The 18,598-nt window shown below is 48.7% G+C and carries 19 protein-coding genes and 1 pseudogene; 9 read left to right on the top strand and 11 right to left on the bottom strand.

Translation table 11 applies throughout. From position 1 onward, the window contains the following. Positions 1 to 30: 30 nt before the first annotated feature. Positions 31 to 258, bottom strand: coding sequence for an HNH endonuclease (locus tag H9644_RS16225; protein ID WP_263611612.1), 228 nt, complete (start codon positions 256 to 258; stop codon positions 31 to 33). Between the two features lie 312 nt (positions 259 to 570). Here H9644_RS16225 and H9644_RS21630 point away from each other — a divergent pair, with 312 nt between their 5' ends. After that, a complete protein-coding gene (locus H9644_RS21630) occupies positions 571 to 930 on the top strand; it encodes a hypothetical protein (protein WP_225221424.1) in 360 nt (119 codons plus the stop codon). Between the two features lie 103 nt (positions 931 to 1,033). On the opposite strand, the gene H9644_RS16215 is transcribed toward H9644_RS21630, so the two are convergent. Beyond that, positions 1,034 to 2,098, bottom strand: coding sequence for an acyltransferase family protein (locus H9644_RS16215; protein WP_191775392.1), 1,065 nt, complete (start codon positions 2,096 to 2,098; stop codon positions 1,034 to 1,036). A gap of 156 nt (positions 2,099 to 2,254) precedes the next feature. Then, a pseudogene (locus tag H9644_RS16210) lies at positions 2,255 to 2,332 on the bottom strand (tyrosine-type recombinase/integrase); the annotation flags it as partial. A gap of 282 nt (positions 2,333 to 2,614) precedes the next feature. Here H9644_RS16210 and torT point away from each other — a divergent pair. Beyond that, entirely contained in the window at positions 2,615 to 3,643 is a 1,029-nt protein-coding gene (gene torT / locus H9644_RS16205; protein WP_191775390.1) for a TMAO reductase system periplasmic protein TorT, read from the top strand. Here the strand turns inward: torT and torR are convergent. Next, positions 3,616 to 4,308 (bottom strand): two-component system response regulator TorR, encoded by a 693-nt coding sequence (torR, locus tag H9644_RS16200; protein WP_001120133.1) that lies wholly within the window; start codon positions 4,306 to 4,308, stop codon positions 3,616 to 3,618. The two genes, torT and torR, sit on opposite strands and share 28 nt — an antisense overlap. Before the next feature lie 129 nt (positions 4,309 to 4,437). Here torR and torC point away from each other — a divergent pair, with 129 nt between their 5' ends. The 3 genes from torC to torD are packed head-to-tail and all read left to right on the top strand — an operon-like array spanning position 4,438 to position 8,752. Continuing rightward, the gene (gene torC, locus H9644_RS16195; protein WP_191775388.1) at positions 4,438 to 5,610 is read left to right on the top strand and encodes a pentaheme c-type cytochrome TorC; all 1,173 of its coding nucleotides are present in this window, start codon (positions 4,438 to 4,440) and stop codon (positions 5,608 to 5,610) included. Continuing rightward, positions 5,610 to 8,156 (top strand): trimethylamine-N-oxide reductase TorA, encoded by a 2,547-nt coding sequence (torA, locus tag H9644_RS16190; protein WP_191775386.1) that lies wholly within the window; start codon positions 5,610 to 5,612, stop codon positions 8,154 to 8,156. The genes torC and torA overlap by 1 nt, the downstream gene beginning before the upstream one ends. Further along, positions 8,153 to 8,752: a molecular chaperone TorD gene (gene torD, locus H9644_RS16185; RefSeq protein ID WP_191775384.1), complete on the top strand. Its 600-nt coding sequence runs from the start codon at positions 8,153 to 8,155 to the stop codon at positions 8,750 to 8,752. Before torA ends, torD begins: the two co-directional genes overlap by 4 nt. A 234-nt stretch (positions 8,753 to 8,986) precedes the next feature. On the opposite strand, the gene cbpM is transcribed toward torD, so the two are convergent. From cbpM to H9644_RS16160, 5 genes are all read right to left on the bottom strand, one after another. Continuing rightward, positions 8,987 to 9,292: a chaperone modulator CbpM gene (gene cbpM / locus H9644_RS16180; RefSeq protein ID WP_191775382.1), complete on the bottom strand. Its 306-nt coding sequence runs from the start codon at positions 9,290 to 9,292 to the stop codon at positions 8,987 to 8,989. Further along, complete coding sequence (gene cbpA / locus H9644_RS16175; RefSeq protein WP_064528450.1) at positions 9,292 to 10,212, bottom strand: curved DNA-binding protein; 921 nt, start codon at positions 10,210 to 10,212, stop codon at positions 9,292 to 9,294. The genes cbpM and cbpA overlap by 1 nt, the downstream gene beginning before the upstream one ends. A gap of 212 nt (positions 10,213 to 10,424) precedes the next feature. Continuing rightward, the gene (locus H9644_RS16170) at positions 10,425 to 10,781 is read right to left on the bottom strand and encodes a RidA family protein (RefSeq protein WP_191775380.1); all 357 of its coding nucleotides are present in this window, start codon (positions 10,779 to 10,781) and stop codon (positions 10,425 to 10,427) included. Continuing rightward, positions 10,778 to 12,031, bottom strand: a complete 1,254-nt coding sequence (locus H9644_RS16165; protein ID WP_191775378.1) for a D-amino acid dehydrogenase — start codon at positions 12,029 to 12,031, stop codon at positions 10,778 to 10,780. The genes H9644_RS16170 and H9644_RS16165 overlap by 4 nt, the downstream gene beginning before the upstream one ends. Before the next feature lie 50 nt (positions 12,032 to 12,081). Beyond that, a complete protein-coding gene (locus H9644_RS16160) occupies positions 12,082 to 12,996 on the bottom strand; it encodes a LysR family transcriptional regulator (RefSeq protein WP_191775376.1) in 915 nt (304 codons plus the stop codon). 273 nt (positions 12,997 to 13,269) lie between these two features. Between H9644_RS16160 and H9644_RS16155 the strand changes: the two genes are divergently transcribed. Further along, the gene (locus tag H9644_RS16155; RefSeq protein WP_064528458.1) at positions 13,270 to 14,703 is read left to right on the top strand and encodes a hypothetical protein; all 1,434 of its coding nucleotides are present in this window, start codon (positions 13,270 to 13,272) and stop codon (positions 14,701 to 14,703) included. Between the two features lie 149 nt (positions 14,704 to 14,852). Continuing rightward, positions 14,853 to 16,094: a bifunctional glucose-1-phosphatase/inositol phosphatase gene (gene agp / locus H9644_RS16150; protein ID WP_191775374.1), complete on the top strand. Its 1,242-nt coding sequence runs from the start codon at positions 14,853 to 14,855 to the stop codon at positions 16,092 to 16,094. Positions 16,095 to 16,313: 219 nt separating this feature from the next. On the opposite strand, the gene H9644_RS16145 is transcribed toward agp, so the two are convergent. After that, positions 16,314 to 16,541, bottom strand: coding sequence for a YccJ family protein (locus H9644_RS16145; protein WP_001143120.1), 228 nt, complete (start codon positions 16,539 to 16,541; stop codon positions 16,314 to 16,316). A 20-nt stretch (positions 16,542 to 16,561) separates the two neighbouring features. Continuing rightward, on the bottom strand, positions 16,562 to 17,158 hold the full coding sequence (gene wrbA, locus H9644_RS16140; protein WP_001151442.1) for an NAD(P)H:quinone oxidoreductase: 597 nt from the start codon (positions 17,156 to 17,158) through the stop codon (positions 16,562 to 16,564). 377 nt (positions 17,159 to 17,535) lie between these two features. Here wrbA and H9644_RS16135 point away from each other — a divergent pair, with 377 nt between their 5' ends. Continuing rightward, positions 17,536 to 17,709 (top strand): con-10 family general stress protein, encoded by a 174-nt coding sequence (locus H9644_RS16135; RefSeq protein ID WP_040081828.1) that lies wholly within the window; start codon positions 17,536 to 17,538, stop codon positions 17,707 to 17,709. A 217-nt stretch (positions 17,710 to 17,926) separates the two neighbouring features. After that, positions 17,927 to 18,565 (top strand): HTH-type transcriptional regulator RutR, encoded by a 639-nt coding sequence (rutR, locus tag H9644_RS16130; protein WP_064528462.1) that lies wholly within the window; start codon positions 17,927 to 17,929, stop codon positions 18,563 to 18,565. Positions 18,566 to 18,598: the final 33 nt, after the last annotated feature.

The following is an 18,598-nucleotide window of genomic DNA, read 5'->3' as shown; positions in this document are numbered from 1 at the left end:
GTTAACCATAGGTCTTTTCAGCCTCACGCCTTACAGCAATTGCATCATCGAGACTCTTAAAGTATCCGAGATCAATGCGCTTCCCTGTGTCGCTAATATATGCCACTTTTTATGGGTATTATGCCATGAAACCCCAGCGCACCCAGATGTATTGTTTGTGTATTTAGATTTGTTTTTTAGGTTTTCACCGAGACTAACGAGACGCAGGTTGTCTATTGAATTATTTAACCCATTACCATCTTTATGGTCAATTTGCATTCCGGAAGGGATTTCACTATAAAACATTTTCCATATTATGCAATGGTCGGTGTATTTTTCATCTAACTCTTCAACATCATCTTATACAATTATTGAAGGCTCAAGTGATATGTTTACCGCTGTTGGTTCTACGTTTTCAGACAGTAGAAAATGGGGGGGGGAATAACAAAGAACATATTTTCACCTTCTAATGTAACTCTAAACAATTGCATCATCCAAAATAACAACCTCGTAGATGAACAAATTGGAGAACTTCTTGTCAACTCAGTAACGAATGTAAGGTTAGTTAATTGCACTCTTACTAGTGGCAGGGTGGCAGATATTGTCATTCTTGATAATATAGGTGGTGGTGCTAGTGCATATCTATATAATACAGTCATTAATGGAGGGGCGATCGTAGGCCCAACAAACTGCAGGCTCATAAATAATGATTCACCAAGCCATCCAGATAAACAAACAGGAATAATTATCATTCCTGATGGATCTGCATCAATACAAATCCCTCTAACAATAAAATCAATTAAAAATACATCGTCTATTGGTGTGATTGCGACATCAACTGATGTTGCAACAAATATTTCAACAGGCGTCGTCGATAATACTATAAAAATAACAAGAAACAACACTTCTGGCGAAGTGGCCTGTAGCTTTTTTGCTTATCTTATTCAGTAATAAAACAGACATTCATTTTGGATGCCTGTTTTTATTGTTATCCCTAAACAAACTACTCAGGAGGTGGTCTTTTACTGTTATCCATGAAGAACATTTTTAATATTTAACCTTTCGTTTGTTTTTTTAATATCAAATGCCCTGCTTTAACTGATGGAACTTCAATTAAAACATATGAAATATACGCAAGAAATATTGATAAAACGGTCATCATAGAGAACATCGATAATCCTGAAAATCCTATTTTTAATAGGTGTGAATATACACATGTAGCAATTATCACATGATACAAATAAACTGAGTATGATATATCACCAAGAAAAACCAATGGCTTAATCTCGGTAATTTTGTTATTTTTCTCGTACATAACAACCCCTAGAACAATCATTAGAGAGTAAAGCCCGTATTGCAGTGGACCATGCCCAGCGTTTACTCCTGATTGTATTGTTATAAATCCAATTGATATAAGTAAAAATGATATTGCGATAGAATATTTATTTAATTTTAAATAATTTCTAATCTTATAAATAAACATTCCATATATAAAGTCTATAACCATTATATTTCCTGGGACATTCAATATCCCTGCTCCATTTTTAAATTGTTCCTGATGGAAAATGTTTATTGATTTGTTGAAAATAAGCTGTATTGATATCATAGCAAATATTGCAATTGTTGATGTAAACATAATGCGATGTTTATGTGATAAAAACATACCTATTAGAAATATTATATAAAAATATATCTCGTATGTTAATGTCCATGCGGTAAACAGTACACCATAACCAAAGTAAGGTGCATTATATTGATAATCAGGGTGGATCATCATAAATGAACTAAAAATCTCATGGTAAGAATATTTTATTGGAGAGAAAACAATCAAAATAGAGAGTGCTATGAAATAAGCGGGGTATATTCTGAAAAATCTTTTTATGATATATCCTTTAACAGTTGAATTGTCTTTTTTTTCTGTTGAAAGAGAAATAATATATCCACTAATTATAAAAAATATATCAACACCGAAAGAACCATTGCTAAAAAATTTTTGACCCAACATGGCCATGGGTAAAAAATTATCTAAAAATTCTCTAAAGTGGAAGAATACAACGTATAAAGCAGATACCCCCCTTAAATATTGTATCCCTACATCTTGTTTTGTGCTAAATTTCATCTCGGCTACTATCCTGTTGTTCTGTTTATGCAAATGTCGCGATATTATCAATTTTTGTGGATGCCTCCAAATTTTCCTTATGGTTCTGCGTTCGTCTAGTGTGGAAATAAAGTTGAGAGGAAAGTGCGCAGCCATTTTTCTCTAGCTAATGTCTAATCATTTCCCATCAAGCCAGTCCGCCCACCACTGCAGCATTTCTCTGCGCTTATCTAGATACTGAGCATGGTTGTAAATTCAGCTAACCCAGTGCGTTGACAAAAAATTAGCGCAAGAAGACAAAAAATCACCTTGCGCTAATGCTCTGTCTCAGGTCACTAAAGATATCTAACTCATTGATTTATAGTGATTCAAAATGTAGTGTTTTGCTGCGTCTTGTAGTCTATTATTTAACCATAACTTCTTATAATGCTATGATTTTTAAATGATTTGTGTGATTTTGTCATCCTTTGGGTGAAAAAGGTTGAGTCGCAAAGCGGAATGCATCTAGCATAAAGCCTTATTATTGATGAGGCTATCATGCGCGTACTGCTTTTGTTACTTCTTCCCTTTTTTGTGCTGCCAGCCTTTGCGGGCGATAACCTGTTGCGCTGGCATGATGCGCAGCATTTCAAGGTGCAACCTGTTATGCCGTTAAAGGCAAATCGTCCCTGGAAGTTGTGTGCGCTTTATCCCAGCCTGAAAGATTCATACTGGTTATCGTTGAACTATGGAATGCAGGAGGCTGCTCGTCGCTACGGTGTGGATTTAAAAGTGCTGGAGGCAGGTGGTTACAGCCAGTTAGCTACTCAGCAGGCGCAAATCGACCAGTGTAAACAATGGGGCGCAGAGGCGATTTTGCTCGGCAGCAGTACGATGTCATTTCCCGATCTGCAAAAGCAGGTAGCTAATCTGCCGGTGATCGAACTGGTGAATGCTATTGACGACTCACAGATAAAAAGCCGCGTTGGTGTGCCCTGGTTTCAGATGGGCTATCAACCAGGGCGATATCTGGTGCAATGGAGCCACGGAAAACCACTGAACGTGCTGTTGATGCCTGGCCCCGATAACGCCGGGGGCAGTAAGGAGATGGTAGAGGGTTTCCGCGCAGCCATTGCCGGAAGCCCGGTGCGTATTGTCGATATTGCGCTCGGCGACAACGATATTGAAATCCAGCGTAACCTGTTGCAGGAAATGCTGGAGCGCCATCCAGAAATCGACGTCGTTGCCGGAACGGCCATTGCGGCAGAGGCGGCAATGGGCGAAGGGCGTAACCTGAAAACGCCGCTTACTGTGGTGTCGTTTTATCTTTCACATCAGGTGTATCGTGGGCTGAAGCGGGGGAGAGTGATTATGGCTGCCAGCGATCAAATGGTCTGGCAGGGGGAACTGGCAGTTGAGCAGGCCATCAGGCAATTACAGGGACAATCGGTGTCCGATAATGTCAGCCCACCGATTTTAGTCCTGACGCCGAAAAATGCTGACCGTGAACATATCCGCCGCTCGCTGTCGCCAGGGGGATTTCGCCCGGTCTATTATTATCAGCACACATCAGCAGCTAAGAAATAACCTTCGCCATGTTGCGTCACCAGTAAATCTGCACTGAGTTTATGGCGTAAACGACGAATTAACACATCGACGGTGCGCAGGTCAGGGTTTTCCACCCGACGCGCAGAAAGCATACGCAGCAGACGTTCACGGCTGAGAATTTCGCCCGGATTGGTCACAAACGCCACCAGCATTTCATACTCTGCGCGGGTCAGTTTAATCGGCTCGCCATCCCGTTCCAGCGTATGACGCGACACATTCAGGCAATAACCGGCAAAGCGATAGCAGTTGTCCTGAGTGAGCGGTTGAGCCTGTCGCGCGAGGTCGATGCGCCAGAGCAGATTTTTCACCCGCACCACCAGTTCGCGCAGTTCCAGCGGTTTGGTGACGTAATCGTCTGCGCCCATTTCCAGCCCAACAATACGGTCTATCCGATCGCTGCGTCCGGTAACCAGAATAATACCCACCGTTGAGCGTTCTCGCAGGGCGCGGGTTAACATCAGGCCATTTTCATCGGGCAAATTGATATCCAGCAGAATTAAATCCACTGGTTGATTTTGCATAATTTCCCGCAGCCCGGCACCGCTCGCCGTAACGGAAACGGTATACCCCTCCTGAGTGAAGTAGGTTTGTAATCGCGCCTGGGTAACCGGCTCATCTTCAACAATAACAATGTGATGTGGCATCAGAGGGTTTTACTCATTCTGTTCATATCTGTTCATATTCTGCCGTAAGCCGTTCATCCTGACCAGTGCCGCTGTTCATATTTACTCATTAAGATCGCTTCACTAAACCATAATTTTACAGGGGCTATTATGCGGAAACTCTGGAACACGCTACGCCGACCCAGTGCTCGTTGGTCGGTACTGGCGCTGGTCGCTATTGGGATTGTGATTGGCATTGCGCTGATTGTGTTGCCACACGTTGGGATCAAAGTCACCAGCACAACTGAATTTTGTGTCAGTTGCCACAGTATGCAACCGGTCTATGAAGAATATAAACAGTCGGTGCATTTCCAGAACGCCTCCGGCGTGCGAGCTGAATGCCATGACTGCCATATCCCGCCGGATATTCCAGGCATAGTGAAGCGTAAACTGGAAGCGAGCAACGACATCTACCAGACCTTTATTGCCCACTCCATTGATACACCTGAGAAATTCGAAGCCAAACGCGCGGAACTTGCCGAGCGTGAATGGGCGCGAATGAAAGAAAACAACTCGGCAACCTGCCGCTCCTGCCATAACTACGATGCGATGGATCATGCGAAGCAGCATCCGGAAGCGGCTCGTCAGATGAAGGTGGCAGCGAAAGATAATCAATCCTGCATCGACTGTCATAAAGGTATTGCCCACCAGTTACCGGATATGAGTAGCGGCTTCCGTAAGCAATTCGATGAGCTGCGCGCCAGTGCTAATGACAGTGGTGACACGTTGTACTCCATTGATATCAAGCCGATTTATGCGGCGAAAGGCGATAAAGAAGCGTCTGGTTCTCTGCTGCCTGCTTCGGAAGTGAAAGTCCTTAAACGTGACGGCGACTGGCTGCAAATTGAAATCACCGGCTGGACGGAAAGCGCCGGACGTCAGCGAGTACTCACCCAGTTCCCTGGCAAACGCATCTTTGTTGCTTCGATTCGTGGCGATGTTCAGCAGCAGGTGAAAACGCTGGAGAAAACCACCGTTGCCGACACCAATACCGAGTGGAGCAAGTTGCAGGCCACCGCGTGGATGAAGAAAGGCGACATGGTGAACGATATCAAACCGATCTGGGCTTATGCGGATTCGCTGTACAACGGCACCTGTAACCAGTGCCACGGTGCACCGGAAATCTCCCACTTTGACGCTAACGGTTGGATCGGCACGCTCAACGGCATGATTGGTTTTACCAGCCTTGATAAACGTGAAGAACGCACCCTGCTGAAATATCTGCAAATGAATGCATCTGACACCGCAGGTAAAGCTCACGGCGATAAGAAGGAAGAAAAATAATGAACAATAACGATCTCTTTCAGGCATCACGTCGGCGTTTTCTGGCACAACTCGGCGGCTTAACTGTCGCCGGGATGCTGGGGCCGTCATTGTTAACGCCGCGCCGCGCGAATGCGGCGCAAGCGGCTACCGAGGCCGCCACCTCGAAAGAGGGCATTCTGACCGGGTCGCACTGGGGGGCTATTCGCGCGACGGTGAAGGATGGTCGCTTTGTGGCAGCAAAACCGTTCGAACTGGATAAATACCCGTCGAAAATGATTGCCGGATTGCCGGATCACGTACACAACGCGGCGCGTATTCGTTACCCGATGGTACGCGTGGACTGGCTGCGTAAGCGCCATCTGAGTGATACCTCCCAGCGTGGCGATAACCGCTTCGTACGCGTGAGCTGGGATGAAGCCCTCGACATGTTCTATGAAGAGCTGGAACGCGTACAGAAAACTCACGGGCCGAGTGCCTTGCTGACCGCCAGTGGTTGGCAATCGACGGGGATGTTCCATAACGCTTCGGGGATGCTGGCGAAAGCTATTGCTTTACATGGTAATAGCGTTGGTACGGGTGGGGATTACTCCACCGGTGCTGCGCAGGTGATCCTGCCGCGTGTCGTTGGCTCAATGGAAGTGTATGAACAGCAAACCTCCTGGCCGCTGGTCTTGCAGAACAGCAAAACCATTGTGCTGTGGGGCTCCGATTTGCTGAAAAACCAGCAGGCAAACTGGTGGTGCCCGGATCACGATGTTTATGAATATTACGAGCAGTTGAAGGCGAAAGTTGCCGCAGGTGAAATTGAGGTCATTAGCATTGATCCGGTTGTCACTTCAACCCATGAGTATCTGGGGCGTGAGCATGTGAAACACATTGCGGTTAACCCGCAAACTGACGTGCCGTTGCAACTGGCGCTGGCGCATACGCTGTACAGCGAAAACCTGTACGACAAAAACTTCCTCGCCAACTACTGCGTGGGCTTTGAACAGTTCCTGCCGTATCTGTTGGGCGAGAAAGACGGTCAGCCGAAAGATGCCGCATGGGCTGAAAAACTGACTGGTATTGATGCCGAAACCATTCGCGGGCTGGCGCGGCAGATGGCGGCCAACAGAACGCAGATTATTGCTGGCTGGTGCGTACAGCGAATGCAGCACGGTGAACAGTGGGCGTGGATGGTTGTGGTTCTGGCGGCGATGCTGGGACAAATTGGCCTGCCGGGCGGTGGTTTTGGTTTTGGCTGGCACTATAACGGTGCAGGCACGCCGGGGCGTAAAGGCGTCATTCTGAGCGGTTTCTCCGGCTCAACGTCGATTCCGCCTGTCCACGACAACAGCGACTACAAAGGCTACAGCAGCACCATTCCGATTGCCCGTTTTGTTGATGCGATCCTCGAACCGGGGAAAGTAATCAACTGGAACGGTAAATCGGTAAAACTGCCGCCACTGAAAATGTGTATTTTTGCCGGAACTAACCCGTTCCATCGCCATCAGCAGATCAACCGCATTATTGAAGGCTGGCGCAAGCTGGAAACGGTTATCGCCATAGATAACCAATGGACCTCAACCTGCCGCTTTGCCGATATCGTGCTGCCTGCGACCACGCAGTTTGAGCGTAACGATCTCGACCAGTACGGCAACCACTCCAACCGTGGCATTATCGCCATGAAACAGGTCGTGCCGCCGCAGTTCGAGGCGCGCAACGACTTTGATATTTTCCGCGAGCTGTGCCGTCGCTTTAATCGCGAAGAAGCCTTTACCGAAAGGCTGGACGAAATGGGCTGGCTGAAACGCATCTGGCAGGAAGGGGTACAACAGGGCAAAGGACGCGGCGTTCATCTGCCCGCGTTTGATGACTTCTGGAATAACAAAGAGTACGTCGAGTTTGACCATCCGCAGATGTTTGTTCGCCACCAGGCATTCCGCGAAGATCCGGATCTCGAACCGCTGGGCACGCCGAGTGGCCTGATTGAGATCTACTCGAAAACCATTGCCGACATGAACTATGACGATTGTCAGGGACATCCGATGTGGTTTGAGAAAATCGAACGTTCCCACGGTGGACCCGGCTCACAGAAGTATCCGTTGCATCTGCAATCTGTGCATCCCGATTTCCGACTGCACTCGCAGTTATGTGAGTCGGAAACTCTGCGTCAGCAGTATACGGTAGCGGGTAAGGAGCCAGTATTTATTAGCCCGCAGGATGCCAGCGCGCGCGGTATTCGTAACGGTGATGTGGTGCGTGTCTTTAACGCTCGTGGTCAGGTGCTGGCAGGGGCCGTGGTTTCTGACCGCTATGCACCCGGCGTGGCGCGAATTCACGAAGGGGCATGGTACGATCCAGATAAAGGCGGCGAGCCTGGTGCGCTGTGTAAATATGGTAACCCCAACGTGTTGACCATCGACATCGGTACTTCGCAGCTGGCGCAGGCGACCAGTGCGCACACTACGCTGGTGGAAATTGAGAAGTACAGCGGAACAGTGGAGCAGGTGACGGCGTTTAACGGCCCCGTTGAGATGGTGGCGCAGTGCGAATATGTTCCGGCGTCACAGGTGAAATCATGACTTCACTAACGGCGCAACAGATTGCCTGTGTTTACGCCTGGCTGGCGCAGTTGTTCTCCCGTGAACTGGATGATGAACAACTGACGCAAATTGCCAGTGCGCAGATGGCTGAATGGTTTTCTTTGCTGAAAAGCGAACCGCCGCTGGCTGCGGCAGTGAACGAACTGGAAGTAAAAATCGCCGCCTTGACGGTACGTGACGACGCCCGTCTGGAACTCGCCGCTGACTTTTGCGGCCTGTTTCTGATGACCGATAAACAAGCGGCACTGCCGTATGCTTCGGCCTACAAACAGGACGAGCAAGAGATTAGACGCTTGTTAGTTGAGGCAGGTATGGAAACCAGTGGCAATTTCAACGAACCGGCAGATCATCTGGCGATCTATCTGGAGTTGTTGAGTCATCTGTATTTTTCGCTCGGAGAGGGAACCGTTCCTGCGCAAAGAATCGACAGTTTGCGGCTAAAAACGCTGATGGCGCTGCGGCAATGGCTACCTGAGTTTGCTGCGCGTTGCCATCAGTATGATAGGTTTGGTTTTTACGCAGCATTAAGCCAATTGTTGCTTGCGATAACCACCAGAGATAATGCCGATTTGTAGGCCTGATAAGACGCGTTAAGCGTCGCATCAGGCATTATGGCAGAGCCGCCGGATGCGGCGTGAAAGCCTTATCCGGCCTACGGGAGTGATTTTGTAGGCCTGATAAGACGTGTTAAGCGTCGCATCAGGCATTATGGTACAGCCGCCGGATGCGGCGCGGACGCCTTATCCGGCCTACGGGAGTGATTTTGTAGGCCTGATAAGACGCGTTAAGCGTCGCCTCAGGCAACACACTCACGGATGAGCTACAAACCGGGAAAGCCGCTGGCGTAGCAGGCGGTTTTCCTGTTTCAGATGCGTAATATCATCCATTAACGTCAGCGCCATCGCGATCCCCGGCCAATCCAGCGCCAGTTCATTACGCAGCCGTACCGCCCGTTGTACGACGGTCGCGGCGTGATCATCAAACACCCAGGACGTAGCCTGAATCTCGCAGGGTTTAACCACGCCCAAACCGACAATTTCATTCAACTCCTCTTCAGAAACGCCGGTATGCAGGCAAAATTCGGTAATGGTAAAAGTCACCGTAACATGGGCCATTATGCTTTCCCCCAATCTTTGCGTGGATCAAAAGACGACTGGGCGTCTGCCAGTTGTTGCCACAATGCGGCAGTATTTTCATCCGGTTTCGGCGGCATGACGATTTTCAGCACCGCATACAAGTCACCAGTCTGTTTTTTGCTTACCAGACCTTTGCCTTTAACACGCAATCGTTGCCCGGCCTGACTGCCAGGCGGAATGGTCAACAAAATACTTTCTTTCAGCGTTGGCACTGTGACTTTAGCACCCAGCGCCGCTTCCCACGGGCTAACCGGCACCACAATTTCCAGATCCTGCCCGACAATATCAAACAACGGATGCGGGGCTATATGAATCACCAGCCACAGGTCGCCATTGGGACCGCCGTTTTCGCCTGGCGTCCCCTGGCCTTTCAGGCGGATACGTTGACCATTGCCGACACCAGCGGGGATCTTCACGTTCAGCGTTTTTGGTATTTCCTGTTCGATCATACCAAAGGCGTTATAAACCGGCAGGTTATAGCTGATGGTACGCTTGTGCTCACTCAGCGTTTCTTCAAGGAATACCGCAACTTCAATTTCAATATCGTGACCACGTGTGGCGGGGCGTTGACGACTCTGGCGGGCATGTTGGCCGAAAATTGACGAGAAGATATCTTCAAAATCTTCGGCATTGAAACTCTGACCGTCGCCATGCTGGAACTGACGGTTGAATTGCGGATCGTTGCGATGCTGCCACATCTGATCATATTCAGCGCGACGTTGTTCATCACTTAACACTTCCCAGGCTTCAGCGACCTCTTTGAAGCGGGCTTCGGCATCGGGCTCTTTGCTGACATCTGGATGGTATTTGCGGGCCAGTCGACGATAGGCGGTCTTGATTGTCTTGAGATCGTCCGTCGGTTTCACGCCCATGATGGCGTAATAATCCTTTAATTCCATAGCGTTATCTCGCGTAAATCAATACAGACAAAGGGAAACCCCTGACAAGGTATCAGTGTTAAGTGTAGGGGAAATCAGAAAAAATCGTAGGTCAGTGATAAAAACATAACTAAAAATGATATTTTCAGCCTGAATTTTGGCAGGTAAAAGAGGGGCGTTTAACCTTCATAGATGCCCCGTGACGACGTCGTCAGGGGGCTGAAAATGGGGATTTATCCCGCTTTTACCGCAGTGACCATCACTTCAACCAGAATCTCCTGGCGGGCCATCTCAGCCTGTACGGTAGCGCGAGCCGGGCTATATCCCTCTGGCAGCCAGCTAACCCATACGTCGTTGAAATCGGCAAAATCGCGGCTGATATCTTTCAGCCATACCTGAGCGGACAAGAGATGAAATTTATCACTGCCAGCTTCAGCAAGTAGTGCGTCGATTTTTTCCAGCACTTCGCGCGTTTGTTGCGCGATGTCAGGAGTATTGCTCTTCGGTGTCTGGCCGGAGAGAAATACAAGATTGCCATATTCCACACTGGCGGCAAGACGAGGTTGTGGGTTATTACGTTTGATATTCAAGCTGATTGGCTCCATGTCAGTCCATCAAGGGAAATTGCGGGATCTTCGCCCGACAGCAGAGCGCCTAACACCACGGCACTACCTGCCGCTAACGTGAAGCCCAGACTGCCCTGGCCAAGATTCATCCAGAGATTTTGATACTTCGCCCGTCCTAATAGTGGCGGACCCGCAGGGGTGGATGGACGCATACCTGTCCATAATTCGGCTTCATCGATACCTTGCAGTTGTGGAAAACTGTTAGCTACTATCTGTTTTAAGGCGTCAATGCGTTCAGGGCGCAGTTCATTACCGTCATAACCAATATCGACCATAGCGGCGATACGTAACCGCTCACCGAGTCGGGCATAGACAATTTTATGGCCATAGTCGGTGACACTGATTTGCGGTGCGATCCCCATTTCTTGTGGGAAGGGGAGCGTCAGACTGTAACCTTTCAGACCGCAGATCGGTACGTGGGTCCCGGTTCCGGCAAGTAAATACTTACTGCCATTACCGGCGGCAACGACATAATCATCCGCAACCAGCGTCCCTGTGCTGGTGGTGATGGAATCAATGCGCTCGCCTTTTTTATTCAACTGCAAAACTTCACAATCGGTTTGTAGCGAAAAGTTTGTGCTGGCATTAAGTTTGGCAAGTAATGCCTGGCAGAACTTATAACAGTCCGCCGTTTCATCGCCCGGGGAGTAAATACCGCCATACAATGAATGACCAATATGTTTTAGTGCTGGCTCAAGATAAACGCACTCTTCGCGTGATAACGCCTGTTGAAATTGCGGATTAATGCCTTTTGCCGCTTTGGCTAAATCTTGCGGGCGGCGATGAATAATCAGTTTGCCCGAACGGCGCCAGTGAAAGTCATCAAGATTATCTTCCAGCAGCCACTCTTCCATCACCTGGCGACTTAACAGTGATAAACGTAAGATATGATCGCCATTGAGTTTATTTGTCCGGCTATTGCAGGCCAGTAAAAATTCCAGCAACCAGCGCCACTGGCTAAATGACATGCGCAAACGCATATTCAGGGGGGAGTTGCTTTTCCCCATCCATTTAAGTCCCTGCATCGGTACGCCTTTGTCCGCCAGAGGAGCAACGTAGCGGTAACTCAGTTGGCCACCATTAGCGAAACTGGTAGCGACGCCTGCCTGATTGTTGCGTTCTAACAATTGCACCTGATGGCCCTGTTTTACCAGCACCCAGGCTGTCGCCAGACCAATTACCCCACCGCCAATAACTACAATGCGTTTTTTCATCACCTGAGATATCCACCGCTAATAAATGCGTTGGGGTTATGTCAAAACATTTAGGCCTGAGGAGCAATTGACTTTTTATTTTCAGGGTATAACTCAAGGTTAATGGCTCGCAGTTGCTGACGTAATTGCTGACAGAGGAAATCGACAAATTTTTGTGTAATGGGGCTAAGTGAAACGTCGGCACGGCGTAACAAACAAAGGTCAATTTTCATTGGTGGTTCGATAGGGTGAATTGTTTCTGCCGGGAGGTTATGACGGGCAGAGAAAATATCGGTAATACTGCATCCCATTCCTCGTTTTACAAATTCCGTGGCCATGTAATAGGTCTGGACATTCAGGCGCGTTGTCAAAAAATCACGCCGTTTGGCTATTGCATCGGAAAGGGAATGTGGGCCGGGAGAAATCCAGCGTTGTTGGTCAATCTTGTCTATTTCTACCGCGCCCTGGCGATAGTCCCGGTCGATATAAACCAGCGGAACTTCGGCTATCAGCGTCGTCATAATCTCCCCCTGTTGAATCGGCTGTAGCGTCAGGGCCAGATCAATCTCTCGCAGATCAAGTTTTTTAACCAACGTTTCGGTGTGCTCTGTCGTCAGTGTCATTACCAGATTGGCATTCTGCTGGTAAAACGCAGTGACTATTTCTGGCACCAGACTTAATCCCAGACTTGGCAGGCATCCCAGAGCGATTCTGGCTCGCGGATCTCGCGTCAGGTTATCGGCCAGCAGTCGCAGGTTATCGAGTTCGTGATAAATCGACTGCGCTTTTTCAAAAAGTGTGATCGCTTCGCTGGTTGGAAGAAGCTTGCCTCGAACTCGCTGAAAGAGCTGAAAACCGAGTTTTTGTTCAGCGTTTTTTAACGCTTTACTGACGGCCGGTTGGGAAATATTCAGCGATTCCGCAGCTCGTGAAAGTGTCCCGCATGTCATCACGGCATAGAAGATTTCCAGGTGGCGCAGTTTCATTAAGAGTTAACCCAGAGTTATAGACGGTAGATAAAAAGTCATTTCATGGTAACACCAAGTTAACATAAATTTAATCTGTAACGCCTGTTCTGGTAACAATGCGTTATTTGCCCACCTAAAGGGGGTTAATTACGAACTCAGAATAATACCTGTAGTACCCGGACAAACCCTCAGTGCATTTCGCCAACAATAATAACGAGGGGGGATATTTTCTGAGCTGTCCAAATACATCGGCTGATATTGTCGGTCGATTCGATGGGGTTAAGGAGTTATATGAGTGACTCAATGCTCGCTGGTGGTTCGCTAACCAGACAAAATATCACCAAAAAGAATGTCATTATTGGCTTGTTGTTGATTGCATTTTTACTGACAGCGTTCTGGTGTCAGGGGCGTCCAGGTAATGAACTCGGACTGCTTGGTTTTACACCACTGGTGGCGTTAGCGGTGCTCTCGTTGATAGGCGTCGATATTGTTCTGGCAGTTATTTCATCGATTATTATTGCGATGATAATGACCTCCACCGGCTTACCAGAAATGGGCGCCATGCTGGCAAAGTCGACAGGATCATTTATCGCCACTGTTGGTCTGATCATTATGCTTGGTGCCGGTGTCGGTGAAGTGGCAACACGTACCGGAGCCGCCGTTGAACTGGTCAAATTTGTGGTACACCGTATCGGGCTTTCCAGCCAGACACGGGTCAAATTTGGCATCGTCGTCTCATCCATTCTCATCTGTGGCGCGCTGGGGACTATGGCTGGCGGTAATGCCATTATTGTCGCGGTGATTATTCCTGTGGCGGCGGCAGTACGGCTGACACCGCCTACGGTGGCTGCACTGATGATGACGGCCGGATCAGTGGGATTGTTTACCGGGCCATTTACTCCCAGTACCGTGACGATTTTACAACTCGGCGGCCTGACTTATCCGCAATACCTGATGTACGTCGGGCTACCAATGAGCGCCGTGACGTTATTCGCTGGCTGGATAATGGCCGGGCGAATTCAGAAGATGACGGAAGGAAAATTACACTACGAAGTGGATCTTTCAGAGAAAACTCAGGAAGAAGAGGATCCTGCCCGCGATCGTCGTCGCAAACTCAGCGCCCTGGCATTTGCTGCAACCATTATTGTGATGGCGGTTATTGGCGTAGTGATAAAAGCAGGTTTTAGTTTTGCCATTATCGTTATGCTGTTGGTGGCGTTGATCACCGGGCTGGTGGGTGGATTAAGCCCAACCGGGATCCTGCAAGCGCTGTATAAAGGCTGTGGCAGACTGGTGTGGATGTTTCTGCTCTACTGGCTGTATAACCCGATTCTGGAACTTATGGATAGTTTGCAGGCGTATCAGGGATTGCTCGAATACACTCAACCACTGTTAACCGGGATATCTCCGGCATGGCTTTGTTTCTGTATTTTTGCCTTTAATATTATCGGTCATGTGCCTGGTGCTGCTGTTGCTCAGATGACCTTTACGCACAAAATATTTGGTCCGATGTTGATGGCTGCGGGAGTGCCGCCACAGGGTACAACGGCGGTATTATTAGCCTCATCGCAAGTGGACTGGTTTGGACCTTTCCCTTCATCGGATATGTTTGGTCAAATGGGGCTGGCACAATCAACTCACCTGAAATATATGCTTTATAACGGTTGGGCCATTGTCATTGCCAATATCATTCTTTTTGCCTTGCTGTTTCAGGTATTAGTTTAACGATACAAACCAGGCGATAGCACGACTACTGTCCGTTATCGCCTGACGGTTTCCCGCCTCGTCATCTGCTAATTTGCGAACCTGTTCCCGGAAAAATGCCATATTTCTGTCACACTCTTAATTGATTGATAACAAAAGAGGTGTGAGGAATGAAAAAAACGCTAATCGCTGCAGCCGTGGCTGGGATGGTTTTACTCTCTTCGAATGGTCAGGCACAGACCATGCCGGAAGGCTATCAGCTACAGCAAGTGCTACTCATGAGCCGTCATAACTTACGTGCGCCTCTGGCAAATAATGGCAGTGTGCTTGAGCAGTCGACGCCGAATAAATGGCCGCAGTGGGATGTTCCCGGTGGACAACTCACTACCAAAGGCGGCGTACTGGAAGTGTATATGGGTCATTACATGCGTGAGTGGCTGGCAGAGCAGGGAATAGTGAAAACGGGGGAATGTCCGCCGCCGGACACCGTTTATGCTTACGCGAATAGTCTGCAACGTACTGTCGCTACTGCACAATTTTTTATCACAGGCGCATTCCCTGGGTGTGACATTCCGGTTCATCACCAGGAAAAAATGGGCAGCATGGACCCAACCTTTAACCCGGTAATTACCGATGATTCTGCCGCCTTCAGCGAGCAGGCAGTAGCGGCAATGGAAAAAGAGCTTAGTAAACTCCAGCTTACCGACAGCTACCAGCTACTGGAAAAAATCGTCAACTATAAAGACTCTCCAGCCTGCAAGGAGAAACAGCAGTGTTCGCTGGTGGATGGCAAAAATACCTTTAGCGCGAAATATCAACAAGAACCGGGCGTTTCAGGGCCGCTAAAAGTCGGCAACTCGCTGGTGGATGCGTTTACTTTGCAATACTACGAAGGTTTCCCGATGGATCAGGTGGCCTGGGGAGAAATCAAATCTGACCAGCAGTGGAAGGTGTTGTCGAAGCTGAAAAACGGTTACCAGGACAGCCTGTTTACCTCACCGGAAGTGGCGCGCAATGTCGCGAAACCGCTGGTCAGTTATATCGACAAAGCCCTGGTCACCGATCGTGCCAACGCGCCGAAAATCACGGTGCTGGTGGGTCACGACTCAAACATTGCCTCTCTGTTAACGGCGCTGGATTTCAAACCGTATCAACTGCATGATCAGAACGAACGCACGCCGATTGGCGGCAAAATCGTTTTCCAGCGTTGGCATGACAGCAAAGCGAACCGCGACCTGATGAAAATCGAGTATGTGTACCAGAGTTCGGAACAGTTGCGTAATGCCGACGCGTTAACGTTGCAGTCTCCGGCTCAACGCGTGACGCTTGAACTTACCGACTGCCCGATAGATGCCAACGGTTTTTGTCCAATGGATAAGTTTGATAACGTGTTGAATGAAGCGGTGAAATAACAGAAAACTCCCCCGCGAGAAGCGGGGGAGTATGAGACTGATGACAAACGTAAGATTGCCTGATGCGCTATGCTTATCAGGCCTACCAGAGGATTGCAATATATTGAATTTGCACGACTATGTAGGCCGGATAAGGCGTTCACGCCGCATCCGGCATGAACAAAGCGCAACTTTGTCGACAATTTGAAACTCCCCCGCGAGAAGCGGGGGAATTGCTGGTTAAACGTTTTTACGTTCGATGGTCTGTTCGCCCCAAAAAAGCGAATCTTTATCGGTTTTAGCAAAGGCTTTGACTAACACTTCATCGCTACCTTCTTCCCAAATTTTTTCCGCCATTTTTTCGTCATACCCGGCGACTTCAAAAATGGCCTCGGCTATTTCCGGCGACGTATTGCGCAGAGATGCCCATTCACCCACGTGATGAGCTTTCGCTTCTTGAGTTGGCATGCGTATCCTCCTGTTGAAGATTAGCCGTTAAGTTTAACTGCCAGACCAGCGACATATTCCCCCTGATAACGTGCGATAGACAGCTCTTCCTGGCTGGGTTGGCGTGAACCGTCACCGCCTGCAATGGTGGTTGCGCCGTACGGCGTTCCGCCGCGAACCTGCGAGACGTCAAAAAGTTCCTGCGCTGCGTAGCCAATAGGGACAATCACCATGCCGTGGTGGGCAAGTGTCGTCCAGGTGGATGTGATGGTTTGTTCCTGACCGCCGCCGGTGCCGGTAGAGCTAAAGACGCTCGCCAGTTTGCCGTACAATGCGCCAGAAGCCCACAAGCCGCCAGTCTGGTCGAGGAAGGTACGCATTTGCCCGGACATATTGCCAAAGCGGGTTGGCGTGCCAAAAATAATGGCATCGTAATCGGCCAGTTCTTGCGGGGTTGCAACAGGTGCAGTTTGCGTTTTACCGCCTGCTTTTTCGAATAATTGCGGCTGCATGGTTTCCGGTACACGCTTAACAACAACTTCTGCGCCATCGACTTTGCTTGCGCCTTCCGCGACTGCGCGCGCCATCGTTTCGATATGTCCGTACATGGAATAATAAAGCACCAGAACTTTAGCCATTTCTAACCACTCCTCGTGTTATCTCTATTCCGTAGCGATTCGCTACCACTCTTTTAAAGATAAGACGTCCTTTTCAGAGTGCAAATTTCACAAGCACTTATTTGATTTATAACAATTTTTACAAGCGCATAAATTTGTCGCAAAATGATACATTTTTATCCCATAGTGTTTTTTTAATCATAAGAGAGGCTTATGGATAATTATTGGAAATGATATCCATTCTCGCTCAGAACCTGTTGCAGGATATTACTAAACGCGGGTCCACCCGCGTCAGTTCACTAAGCTTAGTCCCACGTAGCGAAAATATGGCAACCGCCATACGCCGCGTTAATCCTATGCAATGCAATATGATGTCTACATCAAGACGGAGGTCAGTAATGGCAAACCATCGAGGCGGTTCAGGTAATTTTGCAGAAGACCGCGAAAGAGCATCAGAAGCAGGTAAAAAAGGTAGACAGCACAGCGGGGGGAATTTCAAAAATGACCCGCAGCGCGCATCTGAAGCAGGAAAAAAAGGTGGCAAAAGCAGCCACGGCAAAAGCGACAACTAGCCGGGCTACTCAATGACGAATGCGTTTGTCTGACGCGCGTCAATACGCCACTGCCGCCGGTAATTCCGGCGGTTTTTTGTTCTACTCTCCTTAATATCCTCACGTTAATACCTTTCTCGCTCATTTCACCATTATTCATTCGTACTGTGAATGTTGATGGTCGAGGCATCATGCTGATTTTGCTATCCTGTTGCCAATCTAAAAGAGGGGAGAGCGCATGACGCAAGACGCAGTGAAAACAACGGGTAAACGTTCGCGCGCAGTGAGCGCGAAGAAAAAAGCGATTCTTAGCGCGGCACTGGACACTTTTTCACAATTCGGTTTTCACGGTACAAGGCTGGAGCAAATAGCAGAGTTGGCGGGCGTTTCAAAAACCAATCTGCTGTATTACTTTCCGTCAAAAGAGGCGCTATACATTGCCGTGTTGCGGCAAATTCTCGATATCTGGCTGGCGCCGTTAAAGGCGTTTCGTGAAGATTTCGCCCCGCTGGCGGCGATCAAAGAGTACATTCGTCTGAAACTGGAAGTCTCCCGCGATTATCCGCAGGCCTCACGCCTGTTTTGTATGGAAATGCTGGCAGGTGCGCCGCTATTAATGGATGAACTGACGGGCGATTTGAAAGCATTAATTGATGAGAAATCGGCGCTGATTGCCGGTTGGGTCAAAAGCGGCAAACTCGCGCCGATTGACCCGCAGCATCTGATTTTTATGATCTGGGCTTCCACTCAACATTACGCCGATTTTGCCCCCCAGGTGGAGGCGGTGACAGGCGCGACGTTGCGTGATGAAGTGTTTTTTAATCAAACGGTTGAAAACGTGCAGCGGATTATTATTGAAGGGATTCGGCCACGTTAATGATGCCGGAGGAAGTTGCAACATCCTCCGGCA

The sequence above is a fragment of the Escherichia whittamii genome, assembly GCF_014836715.1.
Lineage (GTDB): Bacteria > Pseudomonadota > Gammaproteobacteria > Enterobacterales > Enterobacteriaceae > Escherichia > Escherichia whittamii.
Note: the sequence above shows the minus strand (reverse complement) of the source record. Positions and strands in the feature narration are given on the sequence as shown.